Raw genomic sequence first — 25,540 nt, forward strand, 5'->3', positions numbered from 1 at the left:
TTTGATAAATTACGGTTTAGAAAACCACATTTCTATTGTATGATAATCCACTTTATCTGCGCCAATTGCTTGTAAAGCCGCAAAATTCCATACATATTCTGAGTTGAATCTTGGACGAACTCGGTATGGTAATTTTCCATTATTATCAACAAATAAGCTAGTTGGGAAAGCCATTGTTTTGTAAATATTTACGTTGTCGTAGCGGTATTTTCGCATATCTGTCCAAGCTTCTAAATTTCCAAAACCAAAAAGAGAAATGTATTTTTGCAGGATGATGTGACTCATTGTTAAGTTAGCTTCAGCCGGAACCACATTTATATTAGCAAGAAAAGTTGATTTTTCTGATGCAGATATAGCAGTTGTGATTGGATAAGTTGTACTACTAATAGTATTTGCATTTACAAAATCGATACTCGCTTCAATTCCTTTTTTGTATGCTGCCAAAGCCATAACTTTATCTCCTTTTTTGAAAGCAGCCTCTGCCTTGATGAATTGAATTTCAGCATAAGTCATGATAGGAAACGATGCTTTATCTCTAAAAATATACCGACCAGGTGTCGTAATACTTCCAGCCAAGAATGTTCCCCAAAGATTAGGAATTCTACTTGGTCCCGTAGTTGAGGAAGCCGTAGTATTCAATGGATTGCCAATAAAAGTATATTTGGTTGGGTCTGGATTTGCCGCCGATGCCGGAGCTGTTTCAGATGTTCCAATAGATGGCGCTAAAATTCTTGACATGCGAGGGTCAATTGCGCCGGTAAAAACATCTCCATTCATAACTCTAACCATAAAATCAGTTTGACGGAATGTTGCAATGTTGTTTCTACCCGGTCCATTGAAATTGCTATCAGCTGACACGGAACCGTTGTAACTAATTAAGGCATTATCTGCATTTGATGCCAAAGATTTGTCGCAGGCTTCAATCACAGCTGTTGGGTTGTAACTAGCTTTATTTATTTGGTTATTCAAATTACGCGCTACTACGCCCCAAGCAAATTTGGTCCATTTAGCTCTATCGCCGTTATACATTTTATCCCCTACAGCTGTGTAAGTACTAGAGACTTTACCATCCGTACGCGCTAAGTCAACAACACCTTCGTTTATCAAACGCAGCACTTCAGCATACACTTGTTCTTGTCCTACATAGTCAAAAGACATACGTTGCGTAAAAGCTTGATCAAAATCAATTAATTCTGAATGATAATCTGTGGCAACTTGCCAGGACCAAGCTCTAATCACTTTTGATATACCGGTAATATCATGACGTTCTTCTGCAACTGCTTTTTCTTGCATTCGGGTCAAATTTAAGCCTATAGAAAAATAGGCCATTTTCCAAATTTCACCACCTGCATCATTATTTGCTGTGTAGCCGTATCTATCCCAATCGTTTCCAGTGGTCGCATTACTGAAATATTGCACGTACCTTCCTAAATAGCGATTGTCAAACTGTAAACCCACAGCCATTTGTTGCTCAATTGGCGGCATTAAAGCTTGGGCAGAAACATCAACTGGAAAACTTGGGTTTTCATTCAAATCTTGCAAGTTGTCACACGAAACTACAGTGGTCAACAGTCCTATTGCAGCTATATATTTTTTTATATTTTTCATTTTCTATAAGTATTAAAATCCTAATTTTACTCCCATGTTCAAACCTCGTGGTGTGGAAACCGTCCCAAAGTCAAAACCAGCTCCTCCAGCTCCTCCAGAAGATGCATTTAATCCATTAACTGCAGGATCTGCGCCTGTATAATTAGTTATCATAAAAGCATCGGTTAAGGTTAGGTTTAACGACAGCGATTTTATAGCTGTTTTTTCTAATTTTTCAGGAGACATTCTGTAACTAATGGTAATGTCTCTCATTCGCAACCAATTAATATCTTTTTCAATAAAGTCAGCATCAACTGCACCAGATCGGTAATATTCATTTTGATAATATGGCGTCACCATTACGTTATTCTGTGTAGGAGTGGCTGAGTTCTCTAGTCCATCTCTTAATATGCCTTGTACAACACGAGGTTGTTCTCTGTCTAAAGTTCTTGTGGAGATTCCATTTTGGTACATCCAAAATTCGGTTCCATTGAAAATATCTCCTCCTTTACGAAGGTCTAGTAACATTGACAAACTTAAATTCTTGTATTTGAAAGTGTTTTGAAAACCAAGTACAAAATCTGGATTTCTATCACCCGCGATAACAAAGTTTGGATTTTTAAGAGGATAACCTGTGCTTGGATCTATTAGTATTTGTCCTGCATTATTTCTTAAATAATCTACAGCTGTTATCGTAGTTAGTGGCCCGCCTACTTTTACACCACCTCGAACATTTCCATAAAGCCAAGTATCAGATAAATAATATTCTGTCACTACTGGTGGAAGATTCAGTAGTTCTGATCGTGTTTTATTAAAATTGGCATTCAAATCCCAAGAAAAATTGGATGTTTTTACTGGAGTGGCGTTCAAGGTGATTTCTAAACCTTCATTTCTTAAGTCTCCAAAATTAGCAGATGTTAAAACGAATCCAGTACCGTAACTTAAACGCATATTTTTTAAGATAGGATCAACTGTTTTGGTGCTATATACGGTTACGTCTAGCCCTATACGATCGTCAAAAAATTTAATTTCTGTACCAAATTCAACAGACTTGCGAAACTCAGGAACTAAATTTGGATTGGCACCTGTTACTCCGTATGCATATCCGCCATTTGTCGTTAACTGTGGTTGATAAATAGGTACTGCGGAATAAGGAGAAGGGATGTTAGCTGCCTCAGCGTAAGAGGCTCTTATTTTTCCATAAGACAATATTCCTTGGTCTTTCAAGCCCGGTAAATTAGAGAACATAAAACTGGTTGAGGCAGAAGGATAAAAGAAAGGATCAGGCAATACTGAAACCCAGTCTTTACGTCCTGTCAACGATAAATAAACAATCTTGTCATAATCAAAATTTACCTCTGTAAAGAAACCTACGATTCTACTTTGAATGATTCTTTCTTGTGATCTTTGTGTTGTAGCTTCGGTATTATTAATAGAATTAAAATTTGGATCAAAATACTTGTTTCCGGATGTAGATAAAATTCTAAAATAGTTGTCATTAATTGCATTACCAAGCAAAATTTTAGTATTGAATTTTCCGAAAGATTTTTGGGCAGTTGCCAAGAAAGTCGTATTCAAGTTACTAGTGCTGTTATAGTACGTTTCTATGAAACCTCCTGTTGCTATTCCACCAGCTGATTCTGGATGAATTGCTCTATATCCTTGACCTGAATTTACATCCCAACCTGCACGAGCTGTAAAATTTAACCATTCTGTTGGATCATATATTAATCCAACATTGGTAACAAAACGGTTGTTGAAATCCTCAGATAAGTTCTTGTTTACATCCCAAAATGGGTTGTCAGTTTCAGTATCCAGCGCTCCGGAAGTAATTTTCCTTCTTGATCCATCAGTATTCAAATAATTACGTACATCATCATTTTGAGGCCAGCCCAATAGTGTTAATAAATACCCATTACTACCAGTTAGTGAACCTGATCCACCTTTTGATGCTTTTTGATTTTCCGATTTAGTAAAACTAAAGGTCCCTTCTGATTTAAATTTAGGTGAAATTTTTGCTGTTGCATTTAAGCTAGCGTTTAATCGGTTATATGATGTATTAGGTGTAACGCCTTCTTGATCTAAATTACTTAACGACAATCTATATGAAGTCGTTTCTGTGCCTGCTTCAAGCGACAAGTTGTGTGTTGTAGATGTTCCTACTTTGAAAAAATTATTAACATTGTCATAGAATTTTGTACCTGGAGCAAAAGCTTCTCCTAATTGTCTTCTGTAATCAGTATTAGTTATTCCGTCAGCACCTCTTTGATATACGGATTGAGTTTCAGGGAAACGGTAGACTTGATCTAGTCTTGTATTGGTAGAGTAAGTAACTCTTCCCACTCCTTTTTTTCCTTTTTTAGTTGTAATTACTATAGCTCCGTTACCTGCTTGCATACCATAAAGCGCAGCAGCTTCCGGACCTTTAAGAATCGTTATCGATTCAATATCTTCAGGGTTGATATCAGCACCTCTATTAGTATAGTCTTGATTTCTATTGGGAGCATTTGAGATCATCAAACCTTGGTCCAGAGTTTCATTACTTACCGGCAAACCGTCCACAATATATAAAGGTGAATTGTTTCCACTCAAAGAGTTTACACCTCTTAATTGTATAGCTGCAGAAGCTCCAGGGGCTCCAGTAGTACTAGTCACTGTAAGACCAGCAATACGACCTTGCAGCGCGTTGGCAAAATTCGCACGTTGTGTATCTGCGATTTCTTGTCCTTTAACCGCTTGTGCGGAATATCCTAAGGAGGATTTGTCTAAAGTTCTACCCATCGATCCTATGATAACAACTTCTTTTAAGCTTTCAACACTTTCAGTTAAAGTTACATTCATTGAGGAGCCTGTAACTTGTATTTCTTTGGTTTCAAAACCAATATAACTGAAGCTCAGTATTTGTCCTGATAATGCAGCAATGCTGTAATTACCATCAAAGTCAGTCGTGCTACTTTTAGTAGTACCTTTAATGAGTACAGTAGCTCCGGGTATAGGAATTCCGTCCGCTTTGTTTTTAACAGTTCCTGTAATTGTTTTCGTTTGTCCAAATGTAACTTGAACGAACAAAACCAATAATGAAATAAGGAATAATTTCTTCATAATTATTTTGGTTTTATGGTTGTTGAACAAATATATTTATTTAATGCATATAAATGCAATATTTAGTCATATTTTTTTTAAAAATAAACTAAATAACGCAAAAAAATGCATATTTGTTTTAAAAACAGGCTTTATGTTTGTAAATTAATGATTTTGACGAGGTGCTCTATTACAGTTGGTCGTATTGCTCTACTTTTAAATGGAATTATTTGATATATTTGTCCTGAATTTTTAATTTATAAAGATGCTGAAAGCCGAACGACATAAATATATAATGACTAAACTTATTGAAGATCAGAAGGTCATTACGGCTGATTTGGCTTTAGATCTTGATTTGTCAGAAGATACCATACGAAGAGATTTAAATGATTTAGATGACAAGAATTTACTCAAGAAGGTTTATGGAGGGGCGATATTGACAGTCGAAAAACCTAGTGATGTTTTCGATATTGTCATAACGGCTGAGGAAGAAAAGAGAAAAATTGTCTCTAAAGCATTGTCTTTGTTACATGATGAACAGGTAATTATAATGAGTGGAGGAAGTACGAATTTGGTTTTTGCAAAATTGATTCCTTCGGATTTAAAAGCTACTATCTATACGTATAGTTTGCCTATAGCGATGCAATTATCGCAGCATCCCAATATAGATTTAATATTTATTGGTGGAAAAATGCAAAAAAATGCAATGGTTACCATAGGAATGGATGTGATTCAAGTTTTGTCAAAGATAAAAGCAGATATTTGCTTTATTGGTGCCAGTAGTATTAATGTGAAACAGGGTTTGACAGAAGTGGGCTATGAAGTTTCTATCGTCAAAAAAGCAATGATTGACTCCTCTGACAAAGTGATTTCTATGTTCTCTTCTAATAAATTAAATACTAAAATGCCACATATTGTATGTGATATCAATCAGTTAGATTGTATTGTTACGGATTTGGATCCAGCAGATTCAAGATTGGAAGAATATAGAAAGTTAGGAGTTCTTATCTTATAATTTACATTTTAATCATAAATTGCATTATTTTGCGTTATTGAATTTTGTTTTTTGTTAAATAACGCAAAATAAAATATTCGTTTTGTTTTTTGTTTATATTTGTTAAACTTATTATTTAACCAAAAAATATAGTATGAAAACAAATACTTCTTTGACTTACGACATACCTGGAAAATTTGAAGAAACTCGATTTGAAAAAAATCATAATGTGATTTTTAAAAGTTCTGTAGAAGCTTCAAAGGTCGTTGCTCAAGAAATTGCAGCATTAGTTAAATCGAAACAAGCCGAAAATCAACCATGTGTACTTGGCTTGGCGACAGGTTCTTCACCTATAAAAGTATATGAGGAATTGGTTCGAATGTATAAAGAGGATGGACTTAGTTTTAATAATGTTATCACTTTCAATCTGGATGAATATTATCCGATGACAAAAGAAAACCGCCAAAGTTATCATTACTTTATGCATCAGCATCTGTTTAATTATATTGATATTAAACCGGAAAATATCAATATTCCAGATGGAACAGTTGTATTAGAACAGTTGAATCAATATTGCATTGATTACGAAACAAAAATAAAAAATGCAGGAGGAATTGATTTTCAGCTCTTAGGAATTGGTCGTACCGGACACGTAGGTTTCAATGAGCCTGGTTCTCACATTAACTCCGGAACCAGAATTATAACATTAGACCACATTACCAGAGTCGATGCTTCTTCGGATTTTAATGGTATTGATAACGTTCCTAAAAGAGCGATTACCATGGGAGTTTCAACGATTCTTAAGTCTAAAAGAATTGTTTTGATGGCTTGGGGTCAAAATAAAGCGGCTGTTATTAAAAGAACAATTCAAGGCGAAATATCGTCAGAAGTTCCTGCGACTTTTTTACAGAATCATTCTAATGCTACCTTTGTTTTAGATCAATTTGCGGCTTCTGAATTAACAAGATTTGAAACACCATGGCTCGTTGGTCAATGTGTTTGGACACAAGAATTAAAAAGTAAAGCGATTATTTGGCTTTGCAAAGAAACCAAACAATCCATATTAAAACTTACCGACAGGGATTACAATAATAATGGTATGTCAGATCTTTTAGCACAAGAAGGTTCTGCTTATGATTTGAATATTAATATGTTTAATGTTTTACAGCATACCATAACGGGCTGGCCGGGAGGAAAACCCAATACTGATGATTCTCACAGACCCGAAAGAGCTAATCCTGCCAAAAAAAGAGTTATTCTTTTTAGTCCACATCCAGATGATGATGTAATTTCTATGGGAGGAACATTTTCTAAATTAATAAAACAAGGACATGACGTACATGTTGTGTATCAAACTTCCGGAAACATAGCAGTTACGGATGATGAAGCATTAAAATTTGCTGAAGTATGTCGTGATTTTATCGGTAAGGAGAACAGTGAAATTAATTTTTCATCTGTTATTAATTTTCTAAATAATAAGACCGAAAACCAAGTTGATTCTTTGGAAGTTCGAAAATTAAAAGGGCTTATAAGACGACGTGAATCGTATGCTGCTACCAGATACATAGGTTTAAAAGATGAAAAAACGCATTTTTTAGACCTACCTTTTTACGAAACGGGGCAAATAAAGAAAAACCCTTTAGGTTTGGATGATATTGCTATCGTGAAAGATATTATTACCAAAATAAAGCCTCATCAAGTTTTTGCTGCTGGAGATTTGGCAGATCCGCACGGCACTCATGAAGTATGTTTGAATGCTATATTCGAGGCAATGAAACAGTTAAAATCAGAATCTTACATGAATGATTGTTGGTTGTGGTTGTACAGAGGTGCTTGGCATGAATGGGATATTCACGAGATAGATATGGCTGTACCTTTGAGTCCAGACGAAGTAACGATTAAAAGACATGCCATTTTGTACCATCAATCTCAAAAAGATAGAGTGATGTTTCAAGGAAACGATTCTAGAGAATTCTGGGTAAGAGCTGAGGAGCGTAATAAAAATACAGCAAAACTATATGATGATTTAGGTCTTGCAGAATATGAGGCGATTGAGGCTTTCAAACGTTTTAATTATTAGAAAAATTAAAAGTCCTAAATGTTTAAAGGATGAATTTAAATTTAGATATTACTTTTCGCAAGAGCCGTCAGCTGTTTGAAATTAATAGTGGACTAAGTTTTTTGCGAAAAGTATCAATCAGAATGTGAGATATTTTATATTTTTAGAAATAACAGCAATTTACTCCAATACATGTCAATATCTCCTCAATTACAAGAATTATCCCAGTCATTAGAAGGAACACTTTTTTATGATGATCTCCATAAAACATTGTACGCTACAGATGCTTCCGCGTATCGAATTATGCCAGTTACTGTAGCGATTCCAAAATCAGAGGATGATATTGTTAAAATTATTCGCTTTGCAGCAAAAAATAAAATTTCAATTACGCCCAGAACTGTTGGAACTTCCTTAGCTGGTCAAACAGTAGGTAATGGAATAATTGTAGACGTTTCAAAACATTTTACTAAGATTGTCGCTTTTGATTCTGCAAAAAAAACGGTTACCGTGCAGCCGGGAGTAATTCGGGATGAACTGAATTTGTATTTAAAAGAACACGGATTATTTTTTGGCCCCAATACTTCAACCTCAAATCGCTGTATGATAGGAGGGATGGTAGGCAATAATTCGTCGGGAACTACTTCTATTAGGTACGGAGTGACCCGCGATAAAATAGTGGAAATCAAAGCGATTTTGAGTGATGGGACTTTGGCAGTATTTAAAGAACTGACTTCGGCGGAATTCATTGAAAAAACAAAAGGAAACACGCTTGAAAGTTCTATTTACAAAACCATTTATGAGGAACTTTCGAATACAGAAAACCAAAAAGAGATTATAAAAGAATTTCCAAAACCTGAAATCCACAGACGAAATACGGGATACGCAATTGATTTATTATTGAAATCGGAACTTTTTGGAGGAACCGAAAATACTATAAATTTAGGGAAACTCCTTTGCGGAAGCGAAGGAACGCTAGCTTTTACCACGGAAATTACGTTAAAAGCAGATCATGTACCGCCAACATATAATGTTATGGTGGTAGCGCATTTTCATACGATTCAGGAAAGTTTAGAAGCCGTTGTAACCGCGATGAAACATCATTTGTATAGCTGCGAAATGATGGATGATACAATATTGAATTGTACCAAAACCAACCGGGAACAAGCCAAAAATAGATTTTTTATTCAAGGCGAACCAAAAGCAGTTATCATGCTCGAAGTTGCTTCGCATCATAGTATGGAGGATGCCGAAAGACAAGCTAATGATTTAATAGCCGATTTGGAAAGAAACAATTTTGGGTATGCTTTGCCCAAAATTTACGGAGCAGATATTGATAAAATAAATGAGTTGCGAAAAGCAGGTCTCGGACTTTTAGGAAGTATTGTTGGTGATAATAAAGCGGCAGATTCTATTGAAGATACCGCAGTTGAGTTGAGTGATTTACCCAATTATATTGCCGAATTCTCCGCCATGATGGAACGCCATGGTCAGAGCGCGATTTATTATGCGCATGCAGGTGCCGGAGAATTGCATTTGCGACCAGTTTTAAACTTAAAAACAACAGATGGATTACACCAATTTAGAAACATCGCAACCGAAGTCGCTATTTTGGTAAAAAAGTATAGAGGTTCGCTGAGTGGGGAGCACGGAGATGGAATTGTACGAGGCGAGTTTTTGCCCTTTATGATTGGGGATAAGAATTATGAATTATTAAAAAGAATCAAACATGCCTTTGATCCTAATACCATTTTGAATGTAGGGAAAATTGTAAACGCTTTCAAAATGGATGAAAACCTCCGGGTGGAAGCAGGAAGATTGGAACCGGAAATACAAACAATTCAGAATTTTTCGGATAGTATGGGAATTTTGCGTGCCGCGGAAAAATGCAATGGCTCCGGTGATTGCAGAAAATTACCTTCGGCTGGCGGAACTTTGTGTCCCAGTTATCGCGCTACCCGAAATGAAAAAGATACGACTCGCGCCAGAGCTAATGCGCTGCGGGAATACCTTACACATTCAGAGAAAGACAACAAATTCGACCATGAAGAATTGTATAAAGTATTTGAGTTGTGTGTGAGTTGTAAAGCTTGTGCCAGCGAATGTCCCAGTAATGTGGATGTAGCGGCTTTGAAATCGGAGTTTTTGTACCAATATCAAAAAGCAAATGGATTTTCATGGCGCAATAAAATATTTGCTTTTAATGCTAAACTGAATGGATTGGGAAGTATCACTCCAAAGTTTACGAATTTCATGGTGAATTTGCCTTTGGTGAAAAAAAGCATGGGAATTGCTCCAAAAAGAGAAGTACCGCTTTTGGCCCCAAAGACGTTTAGAAAATGGTACGAGAAAAATTGGAATCAGGCGCCAAGTGATTCTTTTGTCAACGGAAAAGTATGTTTGTTTTGTGATGAATTCACTAATTATTATGACGTTTCGGTTGGAATTGATGCATATGAATTATTGACAGCATTAGGATACGAAGTAATTCTGGTGGATCATGAAGAAAGCGGAAGAGCTTTTATCTCGAAAGGGTTTCTTGAAGAAGCAAAAGCAATTGCGAATATAAATGTTGAAATTTTCTCGAATTATAGTACTGCTGATTTTCCTTTGATAGGAATAGAACCTTCGGCAATATTGACCTTTAGGGACGAATACATTCGATTGGCTGACGATAAAGAAGGTGCCGAAAAATTAGCCAAAAATGTATTTACGATTGAAGAGTTTTTCAAAAATGAAATTACTAAAGGTAAAATTCATGCAGAGCAATTTTCTGAAGAAGAGAAAACAATAAAAATTCACGGACATTGCCATCAAAAGTCATTGAGTACGATGGAAGCGACTTTTGCGATGTTGAATGTACCCAAAAACAGTTCGGTTACTATTTATAATTCAGGATGTTGCGGTATGGCAGGTTCTTTTGGATATGAAAAAGAACATTATGAAATCAGCATGCAAATGGGAGAAGATACGTTGTTTCCAAAAATTAGAGCCACTGAACCAACGACAGCTATTGCAGCAGCCGGCACGAGTTGTCGCCACCAGATTTTTGATGGAACGAGCAGAAAAGCGTTGCATCCGGTGACCATTTTAAGGAGTTTTTTGAAATAAGTTTTTCGAATTTAATTTGATTTTGTCTTGCCTATTTTGTGTGGTTTTTTTAAGTGTTTTACGTGAGCCATGCTACGTTTCTATAAAAAAATATAAGAATGTTTAATAGTTTCCGATAAATATACAAGGCAAAAAAACATTAGTTGTTTATTTCATTCATGGTTCTAGCGGAAATTATGCAACTGGGATAAAAATTTTTAAAGGGGTTTGAGGACTGGTTGATAAATATAGTTTTACAGAGAGTAGTATTGACAGAAATTATACAGGTTCGTAATTTGTTAGTATAATCGATGCGAATTTTAAATATGAAAGGTATACAATCGATGAATTAGTTTCTTTTACAGGCAAATTTAAAAATAGCATTTATGACATTACAGCTTTGAGGCAAACACAAACCGAAAGCATCCCATTAGAATTTATAATAAAATAGTAAAGATAAAAAGATGAAAAAAAGTATGCTACTACTTGCAGTTTTCTTGAGTTCCTTGAATGCGTTACAAGCTCAGAAACTAGATATAATTCCAAAGCCCGTAAAAATAGAACAAAAAGAAGAAGTGTTTGTAATTCCTTCATCGTTGTAAATTATTGTTGATAAAAAATTACAGAAAAGTACCGATTATATAGTAAGCAATTTTTTAAAAAATACAAGTATTGTTCCGATAGTCTCTATTGGAAACAAGCATAAAAAAAATGCAATAGTATTTCTGGTAGATGAAAAAATAGATCTTCCAAATGATGGTTATGAATTGATCGTAACTAAAAAAGGAGTTCGTGTAAAAGGAAAATCTCCAAACGGAGTTCTGAATGGTTTTCAAACCTTATTACAAATCTGCTCCGCAAAAGAGGTGCAAAAAGGAACAATTCCAGTCGTAAAAATAGAAGATTATCCTCGTTTTGAATGGCGTGGAATGATGCTTGACGTTTCAAGACAGTTTTTTGATAAACAAACGGTCAAAAATTATATTGATTGGCTGGCAGCACATAAAATGAATATTTTTCATTGGCATCTTACAGATGATAATGGTTGGAGAGCCGAAATCAAATCAATGCCAGATTTGACTTTAAAAGGAGCTTGGAGAGGCCCAGGAGAAGTATTGTTACCATCATACGGTTCCGGAAATAAGCGGTATGGTGGTTATTATACTCAAGACGACATCAAAGAAATGGTGGCCTATGCCTCAGATCGTGGAGTTTCTATTATGCCCGAAATTGAAATCCCGGGACATTCTCGTGCTGCTACGGCTGCTTATCCAGAAATTGGTTGTGTTACAACTCAGGAAACAAAAAGTGTTCAAGGAGAAGTGAAAAATGTATGGTGTGTAGGTCGTGAAGAAAATTATCAAATTTTAGATTCTATTATTAGAGAATTTACGGAAATGTTTCCTTTTGAATACATCCATGTTGCAGGAGACGAAGTTAATAGAGCTAATTGGGAACAATGCGCAAAATGTAGAGCTTTGATGGAAAAAGAAGGGTATACAGATACTTTTCAACTTCAGAATTATTTCTTTAAGCGTGTTGAAAAAATCGTAGAAAAATATAACAGAAAAACTGCGGGTTGGAACGAAATACTTAAAGGAGGAGAGATGAATCCGAATATAGAAATTTTTGCATGGCAAGGCATAGGTTATGGAATAGAATCTGCTAAAAAAGGACATCCAACAGTTATGATTCCGGGGCAATATACTTATTTTGATATGGCGCAATCTGAAAATGAACGTGGTCATCGCTGGGCCGCCATTACAGATACAAAAAGAGTTTATTCGTTTGAACCCATTCCTGAAAGCGATCTAACATCGGAGCAGCAAAAATTGATAAAAGGAGTTCAAGGTGCTTTATGGAGCGAGTATCTTGACCGTCCGACACGATTTATGGAATACCAAAGTTATCCAAGAATTAGTGCCTTATCAGAAATTGCTTGGTCTAAAAAAGAAGATAAAAATTGGGATGATTTTTATGGAAGATTAACAAATAGTCATTTACAGCGTTTGGTTAATATGGGAATTGCTTTTAGGGATTTTCCACCTTCCGCAACTTATAAAAGCGGGATCATTACAGTGACACAGCCTTATGAAGGGGCTGTTGTACGCTATGATGCGCAAGGAAATGAACCTACAATACTTTCGCCTTTATATACAAACCCAATTAAAACAAAGAGTTACGAGAAATACCGGTTTTGTACTTTTTTTAATGAAGATTCAGCAAGTCCAGCTGTAAAAGTAGAGAAACTACCAGTTGCAAGCTGGAATACGGCTCAAGTAGAAACTTTAACTATTTCGGAGAATATTTCCGAAAATGTTGATAAAAATGGGATTTGGTACCTAACTTTCAATCCTACAACTGATGCAGCTACTAGCGGGATCGTTAGAACAGTTTCACTTTTTGAAAATGATAAATTGATACAAACATATCCAGAAGAAAAAACACTGAAATCAAAACCACGTCTGCGGTTTTTGATTGAAAATTACAACGAAAAAAACAATTATCGTTTGGATTTTATTGTTGATAATAAAGAAGCAAAAGAATCTTCTGCTAAGGTAAATTTCAATTGTTCACCGTATCAGGAACCAGAGGTAAAAGTTACTTCCTCAATGGCTGAAAACCCTAAATTTCCACTTTCAAAATTAGAGGATTATAACATAGAGACTTATTTGCGTACCGATGTTCCATGTGTAAGTGGTGACTGGATTTTATACACTTTCATAAAACCTGTTGCTTCTTCTAAAATTGATGTGTTAACTGGAATTCCCCACCACCCAAGATTTATTGTTAATGATGGTTATGTTGAATATTCATATAACGGCGTAGATTTTGAAAAAGGAAATGTTTTTGATTACGGAAACGCATCAATTTATCCAAAACAACCAGTAAAGGCAGTTAGGATCATGATCACAGGGACAAACAACGAATCTCTTATGGCTGCCCAAGATTTGAGAATTAATCCTTAAAAAAATGAAAAAGATAACAGTTAGACTCACACTTGTTTTTTTGATTTCTTTGGGAATCGGTTGTCGCTCCCTAAAGAATTCAAAAAAATATTTCGATACCAAACAAAAGGAAGTTTACATCGATTCAATGATGAATAACGCGCTGGAAAAAGGATTTTTTCCGGGAGCTCAGATTGTTGTGGGGAGTAAAGATTCTGTTTTTATATTAAAAAACTATGGCTACCATGACACCTCAAAAAAGCAATTAGTAAAAACAGATAATGTATATGATTTGGCTTCTATGTCTAAAGTTTTAGGAGCCACCCTTGTAGCAATGCGTTTGGTTGGAGAGGATAAAATAAATTTGAAAGATAAATTAGGAGAGGTAGTTACTGTTTACAAAAATACGGCTATTGCCGATTTAACCCTTTTTGAATTACTAACCCATACTAGTGGACTAAAATCTGGGATTACTTTTTATCAAAGCTTGCTGTCTACAACCGATGGGTCACCTTTGTTAAGCAATCAACAATCGGCTGGTTATCCTAATTCATTTGATGTTATGTATGTAAATAAAAACATAGTTTACGATACAAAATACCTTGCTTTTGAACCAAAGGAGAATTATGTTCAGATTTATAAAAATATGTGGTTAAATCCTGAGTTTTATAAAACGGTTTTTGGAAGAGTAGCTTTGGCTAATACCAATCCTCGTGGCAACTACTTGTATAGTGATTTGAATTTGATTCTTGTACAACAAATGATGGAGGCAAAAACGGGTATAACACTGGATCAACTGGCTAAAGAAATTTATAGCGAATTAGGTATTTCAAAAATTGGATACAATCCATTGAAATGGACTTCTGAGGAAAATGTAATACCCACCGAAATTGACAATTTTTTTAGGAAAGATACCATTAAGGGATTTGTACACGATGAGGCTGCTGCCATTTTAGGAGGAGTTTCTGGAAACGCAGGCTTATTTGCAAACGCCGCATCCATCTCGGTAATTTGTCAGATGTTACTAAACTATGGGAAGTATCAGGGAAACCAAATTCTAAAAGCAAAGGTTGTTGCAATGTTTACAAAATCACCTCTTACCAAAAAAGGAATTTATCGTGGGCTTGGTTTTGATAAACGGAAACCTAATGCCTTTTATAAAAAAAGTGATTTTGGGCATACGGGTTATACAGGGACTTTTTTCTTTTTGAATCCCAATAACAATAAATTTTTGATTATTCTTACCAATCGTGTAAATCCTTCTCGAACCAACAGACTAATGTATAAAGATGATTTTTCTTCAAAAATTTGGAAACAAATAAACAATTGAAAAAGCAAAATAAGTGGGAATAAACAAAAAAAAGGATTGACTTTATGAAAAAACTAATGTTGATTTGCGTATTAATTACAACATTTTCTTTTGCACAAAAAATAAAAGCAGGTGTAGAGAATTATACTGAATATTTGTCTTTTTTGAAAGGTAAAAACATTGCTGTTGTAGCCAATCAAACTGGGATTTTTGACAATAAAACCCATTTGGTTGATTTTTTGGTCGAAAAAAAAATAAAGATAAATAAAGTTTTTGACCAAATTTGCACTTTGATGTAATGCCACTTGTGCTACCTGCGGATGTCCCTCTGGATAATACATATCTGATGTTTGGATACATGTGTCTCCAATCGCATATACATTTTCAAGTCGTTCAACGTTGTTATGTGCATCAACTTTTAATCTTCGGCCTCTTCCATAATATTCTTTGCTAATTCCTTCAAATATCTGAGAAGCAACACCTGCTGTCCATATTAAATTTTCACTTTATATAGTTTGACCATTACTTAATATTACCTGATTTTCTATGTAATCTGTAACCTGAGTATTTAAAATGATTTTTATGCCCAACTTTTCCAAAGCGTTATAGGTATTATCCTTTGACTTTTTGACTCATTGGAGACAATAATTTTGAGCTTCCGTCTACAAGATAAATAAGACTTTTTAGCGGTACCTGATAAAATTCTGGATAATCTTTTCTAAAGACTATCATTTGCATTTCAGCTGACATCCCTGAAATTTCAACACCTGTTGGTCCACCACCAGCAACTACCATATTCAATGTTTTTTTTAACTTTTCCAGGTCAGAAATAAAATTAGTAGCTTTTTCGAGCTGTTTTAGAATATAATTTCTCATCTCCAAGGCATCATTAATTGTTTTCATTGGAATGGGTTTTTTTAATATTTTCTATTCCGAAATAGCATCTTTTCAATCGGAAATATCTTTTCAATATTTTTGAAGAAAGTATAAATCATCGAACGTTCTTGGAAAAAATGCCTACTTCTTTTTTTAATATGTCGGCGTTCTAATTTTGCATCCTTGAGTTTTCTTTCAATTTCAGCCATGTATTCCTGCTCTGGTGTTTGCTTTATCGTGCCGTTACCCGAAAAACTGCGTAGACCATGCTCTTAGACCTCTTTTTTCTATTTATATAGCTTTGGCGCACTACTACCAAGCTCACGAGCTAATTATGAAATGTTATGTTCTTCATAACTCAATTGTACCACTTTCTCTTTAAAAGTTCGTTTATAAATCTTGCGCCTCTGTTTCAAAAATTAAAATTACCTCCACTATTCTTAACTCAATCTCCGGGATAAGTTAGTATGTCCACTGTTCATGAAAAAAGGATCTTGAAATAGGGTAGATCTTTATTGACCAAGAAAAACTTTGGTTCACCTATATTAAAGAACGCTAAATACCCAAAGATTACGTTATGTATAAATTTGTGGTAGTACCGTTTAAAAAAATAGTTTTTTTTAATAATTTATCTATAATCACTGAATAACCTATTTATTAGTGTTGTTGTTTTATATTTTATAAATCTAGATCCTTTTCTCGTTACAAAATTCTTTCCCTTTCATTTTAGTTTCAACTTATCTATTCCTACTAACTTGTTTATTTTACAATAACTGGACTTTTTACCTATGAAGGTTCTAATGTGAAAAGAATAAGGTAAATTTACAAGATCTAGAATTAATTTTTACAATACATTTTTAATTAAAGTTTTATAAATAATAATCTAGCCATTTATAAACATACTTTTATAAAAATTAAATACCACAAAAGCATTCTCAATAAATGATGATAAAAATATTACTACTAGAATACAATTCAATTGAAATGGATTTGTTTCCCCTAGAAATAAACGATTTGAATTTCAACTACAGCATTGAAAGCTTCAAATTAATTGATGAGTTTGAAAGCGCGTTGCAAAAGTCTACTCCCGATCTTATTATCTCTGAATATTCTTTGCTGCTTAGTTGTGGAAAGGAGGCGTTACAAATAAGAAATAAATTACATCCCACAATTCCTTTTATTCTTATTACAGACAATATAGAATTAGAGGATTGTATTGAACTGATTAAACAAGGCGTCACGGATATTGTATTAAAACAAAATATCTCAAGTTTATCGCGTAAAATTTCTAGAGCCCTAAAAGAAAGCCAGGGAATCTATAAAGAAAATTCTGAAAAAACGAAAGAAAAAGAATCAAATAATCTTATATCAGATAACGAAGAAGGGCTTTCTCAGGCCCAACTTGACAACTCCTATGAAGCTATTATTCTTGCAGATAAGAATGGCACTATTATTTCGACCAATTATACAGCCTCTAAAATGTTTCAATTGTCAGAAGCGGAAATTACTAAGTTAGATATATTTTGTTTTATTAATGGCACAAATGCTAATTTAGAGATACATAGAAAAGAAATTCAAAAAAAAGAAAGGTATAAAGGTGAATTCCATTTATTGAGAAAAGACGGCAGTAAATTTCTTGCTACAGTGCATTCGATAGTCTATGCAGATCCTTGTGGAAGAAAAAGAATTTTACTGACAATTTGTGATCTATCTGATTGGGAAAAAAAAAACGACGAATTATCAAAGACTGCCAAAGAAATTGGAGAGGCACTAAATGGACTCCAAAAAATATTGGATGCATCATTGGATGTAATATGTTCTATTGATAAAGAAAAAAGAATTGTTTGGATCAATTCCGCTTGTAAAAGCATTACAGGATACGAATCCCATGAACTAATTGGTGAAAAATATAGCGATTTATTGCATATTGAAGATCAAGAAAGTACCTTTACAATGGAGCAAGATGTCAGGAATGGTAATCCAGTGAAGATATTCGAAACCAGAATTATCCATAAAAATGGAAGCATTATACACATCATATTGAGTGCGCAATGGGATGAAAATGACAAATTAATTTATTGTACCGCGAAGGACGTCTCCCATAAAAAAAAGCTAGAAATGGCATTTCTAGTAGAGAGGCAGCTATTTTTGGATATTTACGATCAGGCCCCTTCCTGCATGGGAATCTTAAAAGGCCCCAATCATATATTTGAATTGGCAAACCCATTATATTTAAAATTAATTAACAAACAAAACATTATTGGTAAGACGGTAATGGAGGTGTTGCCTGAATTAAAGTTTCAGGGAGTTTTTAAAGTTTTAGATGCCGTTTATACTTCAGGGCATCCTTACGCTGCTAATGAAAGACTGTTTAGATTCGATTCGAAGGGCGACGGAAACCTAGAGGATAAATATCTTAATTTTCTATATCAAGCGCATCGTGACAATGACAACAAAATTGATGGCATTTTATTTTTTGCAATAGACGTAACTGAACAGGTAATGTCACGTATAAAAATCGAAGAGAGCGAAAAACTCTATGGGCAGCTAATAAGGGAGTTGCCTGTGGCAGCCTACTCTTGCGATGCAGACGGAAAAATAACATTTTTCAATAAGGCAGCAGCTACATTATGGGGTAGAGAACCTGAAGTAGGAAATGATTTATTGTGCGGCTTTTTGAAAATTTTAGACCATGATGGTAATTCAATACCTTTACAATCGTCCTCCATGGCTATAGCCTTGAGAGAAGGCAGAACAGTTTCTGGCTTAGCAAGTATTATCGTGCGCGCTAATGGAGAAAAACGTCATGTCGTTCCTCATGTCGTTCCTTACATTGATAAATTAGGGAAAGTTACAGGCGCCGTGAATGTGCTTACGGATCTTACTGAAAGCAAAGCGGCCCACAAGTCATTGGAGATGCGCAACAAAGAGTTAGCTGATTATAAATATGCAATAGATCAATCAAGTATTGTTGAAATTATAGATGACAAAGGAAAAATCATACATGCAAATGAAAATTTCTGCAAAATTACTAAGTACAGTCTAGAAGAATTAATCGGACAAGATTGCGAAATTATTGGCGCCGGTTACCATTCGGAAGAATTCCTTAGCAATATGTGGACAACTATAGGTCATGGTAAGACTTGGAAAGGAGAAATAAAGAATAAAGCAAAGGATGGGACCTTTCATTGGCTTGATACAACGATTACACCCTTTTTAAATGAACAAGGGACACCTTTTCAATATGTTGCTACCAAATTCGATATCACAGAACGTAAGAATGCAGAAATTAATCTTGAAAAACAAAATAATGAACTGCTCAAAACGAACAAAGAATTAGATCGTTTTGTCTACAGCGTTTCTCATGATTTGCGCAGCCCTCTAACCTCAATTCAAGGACTTATCTCAATCATTGAAGACGAAAGTAAAGAACCTGAAACACTGGAACATGTTAAAATGATAAAGAGCAGTATCAACCGTCTCGATGAATTTATCAGAAAAATTTTAAGTTATTCACAAAATAAAAGGACAGGCTTACATGCGGAACAAATACTAGTAAAAAAAACTATTTTGACTATTGTCGATTCTCTTCAAAACATGGACAACGCTAAGGGCATTCATTTTGAAATTGATATTCAGGAGGATTTTACTTTTTTTACTGATAAGCTCGGCTTCAATACAATAGTTGAAAACATTATTTCCAATGCAATTAAATATCATAAATCTTTCAACACTGAAAGATTTATTAAAGTGACAGGAAATGTAACAAACGAAATGCTTCAACTTAAAATAGCTGATAACGGAATTGGAATTGCAACAAAGCATCAAGATAAAATATTTGACATGTTTTTTCGTATTTCAAGTAGATCAGAAGGATCGGGAATTGGTTTGTATATTGTAAAAGATACAATCGAAAAATTAGAGGGATCCATCCACTTCTTTTCAGTAGTAAGAAGTGGTACAACTTTCGAAATAAAGCTTAAAAATTTTAAAATATGTTAGACCTAAAATCAAAATTTCAAAGAGTAATGCTTATTGATGACAATACTATTGACCTCTATATTACTTCTAAAATCATAACAAAAAATAATTTTGGAGACAAAATTGACAAGTATACGTCAGCCATCAAAGCACTGACGTTTTTAAATGAAAATCAGGTTAATTTTAATGAATTGCCTCAAATAATTTTTGTAGATATTTATATGCCTCAAATGTCAGGATTTGAATTTATGTTGGAATACGACAAGCTATCTGCCGATTTAAAAAAATATTGTAAAGTTTATATTATCTCGTCTTCAATAGATAAAAATGATATTAAACGAGCAAACGACGATTTAAATATTGTCGCTTTCCAAGTTAAAACGATTACAAAAGATTTTCTTGAAAGTATCTCGTCTGAACAAAAATAAATTCCTGATTTTCATTTCGAATACAAGAAAACTTTATCGTGCAAGTATAGTTCTCAATAGTATTCTTTATCAAAAACAATCACAAAAACACGATTCAAATCGATGCCTTAATTAAAAATTAAAACGTTTAATAAAATAGTAAAGAATACTATATTTTTTTAAACAGAAAGTTTCTGTCTTGCAGCTAATATTGGAATCTTTAAAATCGATTCTTGACGAACCCTATTTTCGTAAGGCCCTTCTCGATAATTAATAGTAAAGGAAATAGGATTAACCACAATTTCTTTTGACGAATTTTAAGAATTAGCTTATAACGGCGTTGGTGCATTCTTTTTGTCCTTTGTTTGATGGGAGTGCCTGTACGCTGCTGCTATAATACTAAAAACTACTGAAGGAGCGCCGCATAATCCTCGACAATGTAGACTAATTTTTTTTAAGATGATCTTATTGACTTACTTTCGTCACTTGTGCATTTGTGGATTCTCTCATACAAATAAGCTTTAGTAGTTTCCAAAATTCTTAAAAAAAAACAGGGAGGTTTTCTTTTTGTAACTAAGAGTTGAATCGCGCTAATAAAAACTTCCTTGGAATGGCTTTTATACTGTTCTTCTGTATCTCCGAATGTAGTGTTGGGATGGCGCTATCTTATTGTAATTTTAGAAAATAAACGACGTAGCATCTTTCTTCTTCTAAAAACTATGAGGTCTACTTTCTAAACGGCTTGTTCATTGGCTTCTTTTAAAACGAATCGGATTTGCTATTAAACTTTGGTTTCCTTGGAAATGGCTCTATCACTAGTTTCTTTCTGTATCGTCTTGATAAAGAATAAATTCAACATTATCAACAATAGCTCCTTCATTGCCATTATTAATTACAAAATGTGTGTTTTTAGATTCGACCCTAAGATGTAATTTTTGCAATTGAATGGAATCTATTCTGACAGAATAGTGGCCTGATATCAAACCTAGATATCCAAAATAACCATCTGCTTCAGAAAGGACAGAGGTAACAAAACCGCCATCTTCTCTGTAAATATTGATTTTTAAACCACTTGTTCCTGTAATCTGCCCATTTTTTCTACGTTGAACCATACCGGCAACTTCTCCCACAACAGAAATAGGAATTTCAATTACTCTTAATTGATTCGCGTTTAGGGTAATATTTAAAGTTTTGTCTTTTAGTTGCCAAGCAATATTATTTATTTTAGCAGTACTGAAGGTAACTAAATTTTTTACATAGGGTTCCAATCCAGTAATAATCGTAATCCCTTCTTTTGGATTTAGAGTTTTCGTACCGCCATTAACAGTAACTTCTACCCCCTTTACTGGCTGTTCATCAATGTCTCTCTTGCCGTCGCCATTTATATCTAAAAATGGTTCAAATTTTACACTCGCTCTGCCAATGGTAGTATTACCACTAAATTCCACAAAATCGGCACTGGGTTCAAAAATCAAACTTCCGTTGGCTAATTGTGAAAAAGATACTACGTCCTTACTAATATTGCTAGAAAATCCCGTATTTGAGAACTTGAAATTATACTGAAAACTTATTTGCATGGAACTAGTGTTATATTTAAAATCACGGTCAAAGGAAGCTTGAAGGAATCCTTTTTTGAAAACCTTTTTTCTTAGTTGAGCACTTAGGGAAGTAATTTCCGCTGCACGGTATTCATATTTAATATTGGGAGTAAAAACAAATCCTTTTGGGAGTCGCAACGAGCTAGATAAATTACTAAAGACGAAAGGTTTTGTGGCCCCTGTAAAATAGGAGCTGGTGATGAGATTAAAATTTTGCTTGTAAACCATTCCGGAGAATGCTAATTCTGATATTGTATATTTACCTGTAGGATAAAAATTTTGTTGAATGGTGAATCGCGAAACTCCCGAAATAAGAGAGGTATGCATGGGAACACTTAAACTGGCTTTGCGCACCTCTGAATAATTAAACCGAACGGCCTCTTGATCTTTATCATATTTTGTATAATCCAAATCCACACGTATGTTTTTTGGCGAAGAAAAGTTTAGGTTTCCCGTATATTTTACTTTGGAATAATAACCTCCTGAAACAAACAATTGACTTGCTAACCGAATGGAAGAGCCAAAATAAGGAATGAAGTTGTTTTTTTCGATCGATGAAACATATTCAAGTCCTCCTTCAATAGTGATGTAATCTGAAAGACCATAACTTGCTTTTGCATTTGCAAATAAACTTTTTTTATCCTCTTCTATGATTCCGGAACTGAGGTTGTACTCTAATTTATTTTGTGGAAGGAAGTAAAAAGGAATGACCAATTGTTTGGTGGACAATTCTTCTTCTCCCCAAAGTCCGTAATAACGAACTAAAACGTCTGTTTTTCCATAGAGAAGCGGTACAGTAAAGGAGAAAAAACCGGTTGCATCCGCTTTAGTGTAATCAATTAATATATTATTGATATAAAGTTCTACCGTCCATTCTGGTTTTGTATAATCACTCAAAACATAGGTGCCAAAAGATCTTCTAGCGGTCGTCTTTGCATTTGTGATATGGGCACCAATGATAGGATTAATTATCGTAGTTGTTAATGAATTTGCTATTTTCCCCACTGAAATTTGCGTTAAGTATTGGTCATCATTGTTCACATAACGCCATCGGTAGTATTGGTTTCTTGATAAAATAGCTTGATTATTAATGTAGTTGAATGAACTTTCGAACTCACCCCCAGCAATTATCCCTCCAAGACCCAGACGAAGTTGTTCTTGATTTATTCCATTAGAGCGCTGGGTCGTGTTTAACACCCAATCCGCATTATTAAAATGAAATAAGGGTTTATCTCTTCTGATAGTAGTGTCCGCTATAAACCCGTATTTGATGTTTTTAATAGTTGCGCGCATATGGCGTAACCGAGCTTCTCTTACCGACGGCAGCTCATAGGATGAAGACATAGAAATAGTTAAGTCTCTAAATGAAAATGTATTCTCCAATTCGAAGATGGAATTAAAATGGTTTGCTTTTAAAAATAAATTGTTAGTAATATGAATTAAATCTCCTGGTTGCAGTTGGATAAATTTCCCTTTGTAACAGATTGTATGTACAGTTTCATCAATATGGAAAACATTATTTTCATTAATAAAAAAACCATCTATAACACTGTAACTCTCATTATGTTCGTTTTTAATTTTCAAAAAATCAAACACTTCAGGTACTGACAAATAGACTTCTTGCCTCTCATTGATTAGTGTAGAAATTTCGATACTTCCAACGTTTTGCACCTTAAGAGCTATCATAACTTCTTCGAATTGAGATTTTTGTGCGAATGACGGAACCAAATATCCAAATAACAAAAGAAGGTGTAATAACAGAAAAAAGGTTCTATTTTTGATTAATAACCAACAATCGAGAGCGAACTCTAGTAAAGATTGAACTGGTTTTTTAGTATCACAGATACGCATTATAGATTAAAAAGTTTATTTTTTTTGATGATTTTGTAAAGCGGAAAATAAATAAAATACTGTGGTTGATTTACTTTAGATTTATCATAATACTATATTTTATTAATTGACTATCGATGCTTGATTTAAATCTAAAGTAGCTTCTGCGTAAAGCGTGTTTTCGCTTATTGTGGTAAAATGAACTTCTAGTTTTCCTTTAGAATAATCTATGTTTTGGCTTTTGTCCAATTCTATTTTAGATTTTCGCAGGTTTCCAGGACTATAAATAGCAAATCCTTTAATTGTAGCTACTTTTTGTCTCGTTCCTTCTAGCGAAATATGATTCACTTCTATTGTGCCGTATGCTGAACGGTTTCCTTGCCTATTAAAATCTAAAGATAGTGTAGTGGTGTGCCCATCTTTTGATTCGTTAATTCTTAGATTTGTCAACTGCACTGTCGTGCTACTTTCTCCAATGGTAATAATATTTGCTATGGAAAGACCAAATACAGGAACTAGATTAAAATGTAGTTCTTTTACTTTATGATCGGTTGTGTCAATTGCTTCTTGTTGTAACGGACTTGATTTTGGGACAGCTCTAAAATAGAGATGGGAGCGGTATTCTCCCTGCTTTAATTCACTAGTTTTAATAAGTTGTATTTTAATATTTTGGGATTCATTGGGCGCTAAAGTGATGGTTCTGGGATAATAACGAAGATAAGGTGAAGCGAAATTTTGACCGTCCTCGGGTATTTCAGTTACATTGAAACTACCATCTTTTCCCATTCTAATTTCACTGTAAGACAAGGTATAGGTCGCGGTATCTTTGCCTACGTTGCTTAAATTGACCGTTTCAACTTTTTTTTTAATTCCGTCAAAAGTGATGCGTTTTGGAAATACTACTAAATCACCTTGTGCGATTGTGGGACAGGAAAAACATAAAAGGAAGGAAAATGCTAAAATAATTTTTTTGTTCATGAGTAGGTATGCTTATTGCAACTTTTAGGAGATAGCTATAGTAGCTTTATAAAAAAAAGAGTGCTCCTAGGGAGCACTCTTTAGTACAATAAATTAGTTGTAATTTACGGTCACTGTTAAATCTGCTGCATTTGCATAGGTGTCTGCTTCTTGACTCGCTTTTACCGTTAACGTACCGCCGACAGTCAAAGTTTGAGTACCAGATAACAGTGCCCCTGCAGTATCGCTTGGCGAACTAGTAAACGATCCCAAAGACATTGTGTTTGCCGGCGTAAGTCCAGCAAGTGTAATATCAGCTGTTGGCAACGTAACATTGTACGTATAATCAGCTTGACCACCTACTGTAAAACTTGCTGCTGCAACTGTACCAGTTGTTGTTGGTAATGTTACTCCACCAGTTGTAGATCGAACTCCACCAGGAGTCATAATTACAGTTCCAGCAGTTGTAGTAACAGCTACATTACCAAAATTCAAGTCAACTTGTTTAGTAATTGAAATTGGTGTTACAATCGTTGCTCCAGATGCTGCGGTTGCAGTTGCTTGTGCATTAGCAGTTGTTGAAACGGCAACTACGGCCGTGATTAGCGTAACAATAGAGGTAATTTTTCTCATAATAGAAAATAATTTAGGTTAAAAAAATGATATTTATAGCAATCTAATTATGGACCAAAGGTATATTGTTTAATTTAAAAAAAATCGATTAAAGTAAATTATAATCGACAAAATACATATTTTTATTTTTTTAATAAGAAAATTACCTTGTATATTTTGTTTTGTCTATTAATATATTTTAATTGTGAAAAAA

The 25,540-nt window shown here is 34.4% G+C and carries 15 protein-coding genes; 9 read left to right on the forward strand and 6 right to left on the reverse strand.

What is annotated here, in order from left to right:
• Positions 1–9: 9 nt before the first annotated feature.
• Together G7A72_RS16080 and G7A72_RS16085 are read right to left on the reverse strand one after the other, a co-directional pair.
• Entirely contained in the window at positions 10–1,608 is a 1,599-nt protein-coding gene (locus G7A72_RS16080) for a SusD/RagB family nutrient-binding outer membrane lipoprotein (protein ID WP_113666588.1), read from the reverse strand.
• Positions 1,609–1,620: 12 nt separating this feature from the next.
• Positions 1,621–4,689: a SusC/RagA family TonB-linked outer membrane protein gene (locus G7A72_RS16085; protein WP_165153420.1), complete on the reverse strand. Its 3,069-nt coding sequence runs from the start codon at positions 4,687–4,689 to the stop codon at positions 1,621–1,623.
• Between the two features lie 244 nt (positions 4,690–4,933).
• Between G7A72_RS16085 and G7A72_RS16090 the strand changes: the two genes are divergently transcribed.
• The 7 genes from G7A72_RS16090 (at position 4,934) to G7A72_RS16115 (ending at position 15,364) form a co-directional block, all read left to right on the forward strand.
• Positions 4,934–5,683: a DeoR/GlpR family DNA-binding transcription regulator gene (locus G7A72_RS16090; protein WP_165153422.1), complete on the forward strand. Its 750-nt coding sequence runs from the start codon at positions 4,934–4,936 to the stop codon at positions 5,681–5,683.
• 133 nt (positions 5,684–5,816) lie between these two features.
• A complete protein-coding gene (gene nagB / locus G7A72_RS16095; RefSeq protein ID WP_165153424.1) occupies positions 5,817–7,742 on the forward strand; it encodes a glucosamine-6-phosphate deaminase in 1,926 nt (641 codons plus the stop codon).
• Positions 7,743–7,913: 171 nt separating this feature from the next.
• Positions 7,914–10,829: an FAD-binding and (Fe-S)-binding domain-containing protein gene (locus G7A72_RS16100; RefSeq protein ID WP_165153426.1), complete on the forward strand. Its 2,916-nt coding sequence runs from the start codon at positions 7,914–7,916 to the stop codon at positions 10,827–10,829.
• A gap of 443 nt (positions 10,830–11,272) precedes the next feature.
• The gene (locus G7A72_RS16655) at positions 11,273–11,410 is read left to right on the forward strand and encodes a hypothetical protein (RefSeq protein WP_241258543.1); all 138 of its coding nucleotides are present in this window, start codon (positions 11,273–11,275) and stop codon (positions 11,408–11,410) included.
• Between the two features lie 3 nt (positions 11,411–11,413).
• Positions 11,414–13,777, forward strand: coding sequence for a beta-N-acetylhexosaminidase (locus tag G7A72_RS16105; protein ID WP_305793609.1), 2,364 nt, complete (start codon positions 11,414–11,416; stop codon positions 13,775–13,777).
• Positions 13,778–13,781: 4 nt separating this feature from the next.
• On the forward strand, positions 13,782–15,086 hold the full coding sequence (locus tag G7A72_RS16110) for a serine hydrolase (protein WP_165153428.1): 1,305 nt from the start codon (positions 13,782–13,784) through the stop codon (positions 15,084–15,086).
• 44 nt (positions 15,087–15,130) lie between these two features.
• Positions 15,131–15,364, forward strand: a complete 234-nt coding sequence (locus G7A72_RS16115; RefSeq protein ID WP_165153430.1) for a DUF1343 domain-containing protein — start codon at positions 15,131–15,133, stop codon at positions 15,362–15,364.
• A 313-nt stretch (positions 15,365–15,677) separates the two neighbouring features.
• Here G7A72_RS16115 and G7A72_RS16120 read toward each other — a convergent pair whose 3' ends face one another.
• Entirely contained in the window at positions 15,678–15,968 is a 291-nt protein-coding gene (locus G7A72_RS16120; RefSeq protein ID WP_165153432.1) for a hypothetical protein, read from the reverse strand.
• Between the two features lie 915 nt (positions 15,969–16,883).
• Here G7A72_RS16120 and G7A72_RS16125 point away from each other — a divergent pair.
• Both G7A72_RS16125 and G7A72_RS16130 read left to right on the forward strand, forming a co-directional pair.
• Entirely contained in the window at positions 16,884–19,943 is a 3,060-nt protein-coding gene (locus G7A72_RS16125; protein WP_165153434.1) for a PAS domain S-box protein, read from the forward strand.
• Positions 19,937–20,350, forward strand: coding sequence for a response regulator (locus G7A72_RS16130; protein WP_165153436.1), 414 nt, complete (start codon positions 19,937–19,939; stop codon positions 20,348–20,350). Before G7A72_RS16125 ends, G7A72_RS16130 begins: the two co-directional genes overlap by 7 nt.
• A gap of 794 nt (positions 20,351–21,144) precedes the next feature.
• On the opposite strand, the gene G7A72_RS16135 is transcribed toward G7A72_RS16130, so the two are convergent.
• From G7A72_RS16135 to G7A72_RS16145, 3 genes are all read right to left on the reverse strand, one after another.
• A complete protein-coding gene (locus G7A72_RS16135) occupies positions 21,145–23,613 on the reverse strand; it encodes a hypothetical protein (protein ID WP_165153438.1) in 2,469 nt (822 codons plus the stop codon).
• Positions 23,614–23,880: 267 nt separating this feature from the next.
• Positions 23,881–24,735 (reverse strand): molecular chaperone, encoded by an 855-nt coding sequence (locus tag G7A72_RS16140; protein WP_165153440.1) that lies wholly within the window; start codon positions 24,733–24,735, stop codon positions 23,881–23,883.
• A gap of 93 nt (positions 24,736–24,828) precedes the next feature.
• On the reverse strand, positions 24,829–25,347 hold the full coding sequence (locus tag G7A72_RS16145) for a DUF4402 domain-containing protein (protein ID WP_165153452.1): 519 nt from the start codon (positions 25,345–25,347) through the stop codon (positions 24,829–24,831).
• Positions 25,348–25,540 lie beyond the last annotated feature (193 nt).

This window comes from Flavobacterium sp. Sr18 (assembly GCF_011064265.1).
Classification (GTDB): domain Bacteria; phylum Bacteroidota; class Bacteroidia; order Flavobacteriales; family Flavobacteriaceae; genus Flavobacterium; species Flavobacterium petrolei.

Coding starts and splice junctions, on each gene's coding strand:
- G7A72_RS16080 (WP_113666588.1), bottom strand. CDS start 1,608: ATGAAAAATATAAAAAAATATATAGCTGCAATAGGACTGTTGACCACT.
- G7A72_RS16085 (WP_165153420.1), bottom strand. CDS start 4,689: ATGAAGAAATTATTCCTTATTTCATTATTGGTTTTGTTCGTTCAAGTT.
- G7A72_RS16090 (WP_165153422.1), top strand. CDS start 4,934: ATGCTGAAAGCCGAACGACATAAATATATAATGACTAAACTTATTGAA.
- nagB (WP_165153424.1), top strand. CDS start 5,817: ATGAAAACAAATACTTCTTTGACTTACGACATACCTGGAAAATTTGAA.
- G7A72_RS16100 (WP_165153426.1), top strand. CDS start 7,914: ATGTCAATATCTCCTCAATTACAAGAATTATCCCAGTCATTAGAAGGA.
- G7A72_RS16655 (WP_241258543.1), top strand. CDS start 11,273: ATGAAAAAAAGTATGCTACTACTTGCAGTTTTCTTGAGTTCCTTGAAT.
- G7A72_RS16110 (WP_165153428.1), top strand. CDS start 13,782: ATGAAAAAGATAACAGTTAGACTCACACTTGTTTTTTTGATTTCTTTG.
- G7A72_RS16115 (WP_165153430.1), top strand. CDS start 15,131: ATGAAAAAACTAATGTTGATTTGCGTATTAATTACAACATTTTCTTTT.
- G7A72_RS16120 (WP_165153432.1), bottom strand. CDS start 15,968: ATGAAAACAATTAATGATGCCTTGGAGATGAGAAATTATATTCTAAAA.
- G7A72_RS16125 (WP_165153434.1), top strand. CDS start 16,884: ATGATGATAAAAATATTACTACTAGAATACAATTCAATTGAAATGGAT.
- G7A72_RS16130 (WP_165153436.1), top strand. CDS start 19,937: ATGTTAGACCTAAAATCAAAATTTCAAAGAGTAATGCTTATTGATGAC.
- G7A72_RS16135 (WP_165153438.1), bottom strand. CDS start 23,613: ATGATAGCTCTTAAGGTGCAAAACGTTGGAAGTATCGAAATTTCTACA.
- G7A72_RS16140 (WP_165153440.1), bottom strand. CDS start 24,735: ATGAACAAAAAAATTATTTTAGCATTTTCCTTCCTTTTATGTTTTTCC.
- G7A72_RS16145 (WP_165153452.1), bottom strand. CDS start 25,347: ATGAGAAAAATTACCTCTATTGTTACGCTAATCACGGCCGTAGTTGCC.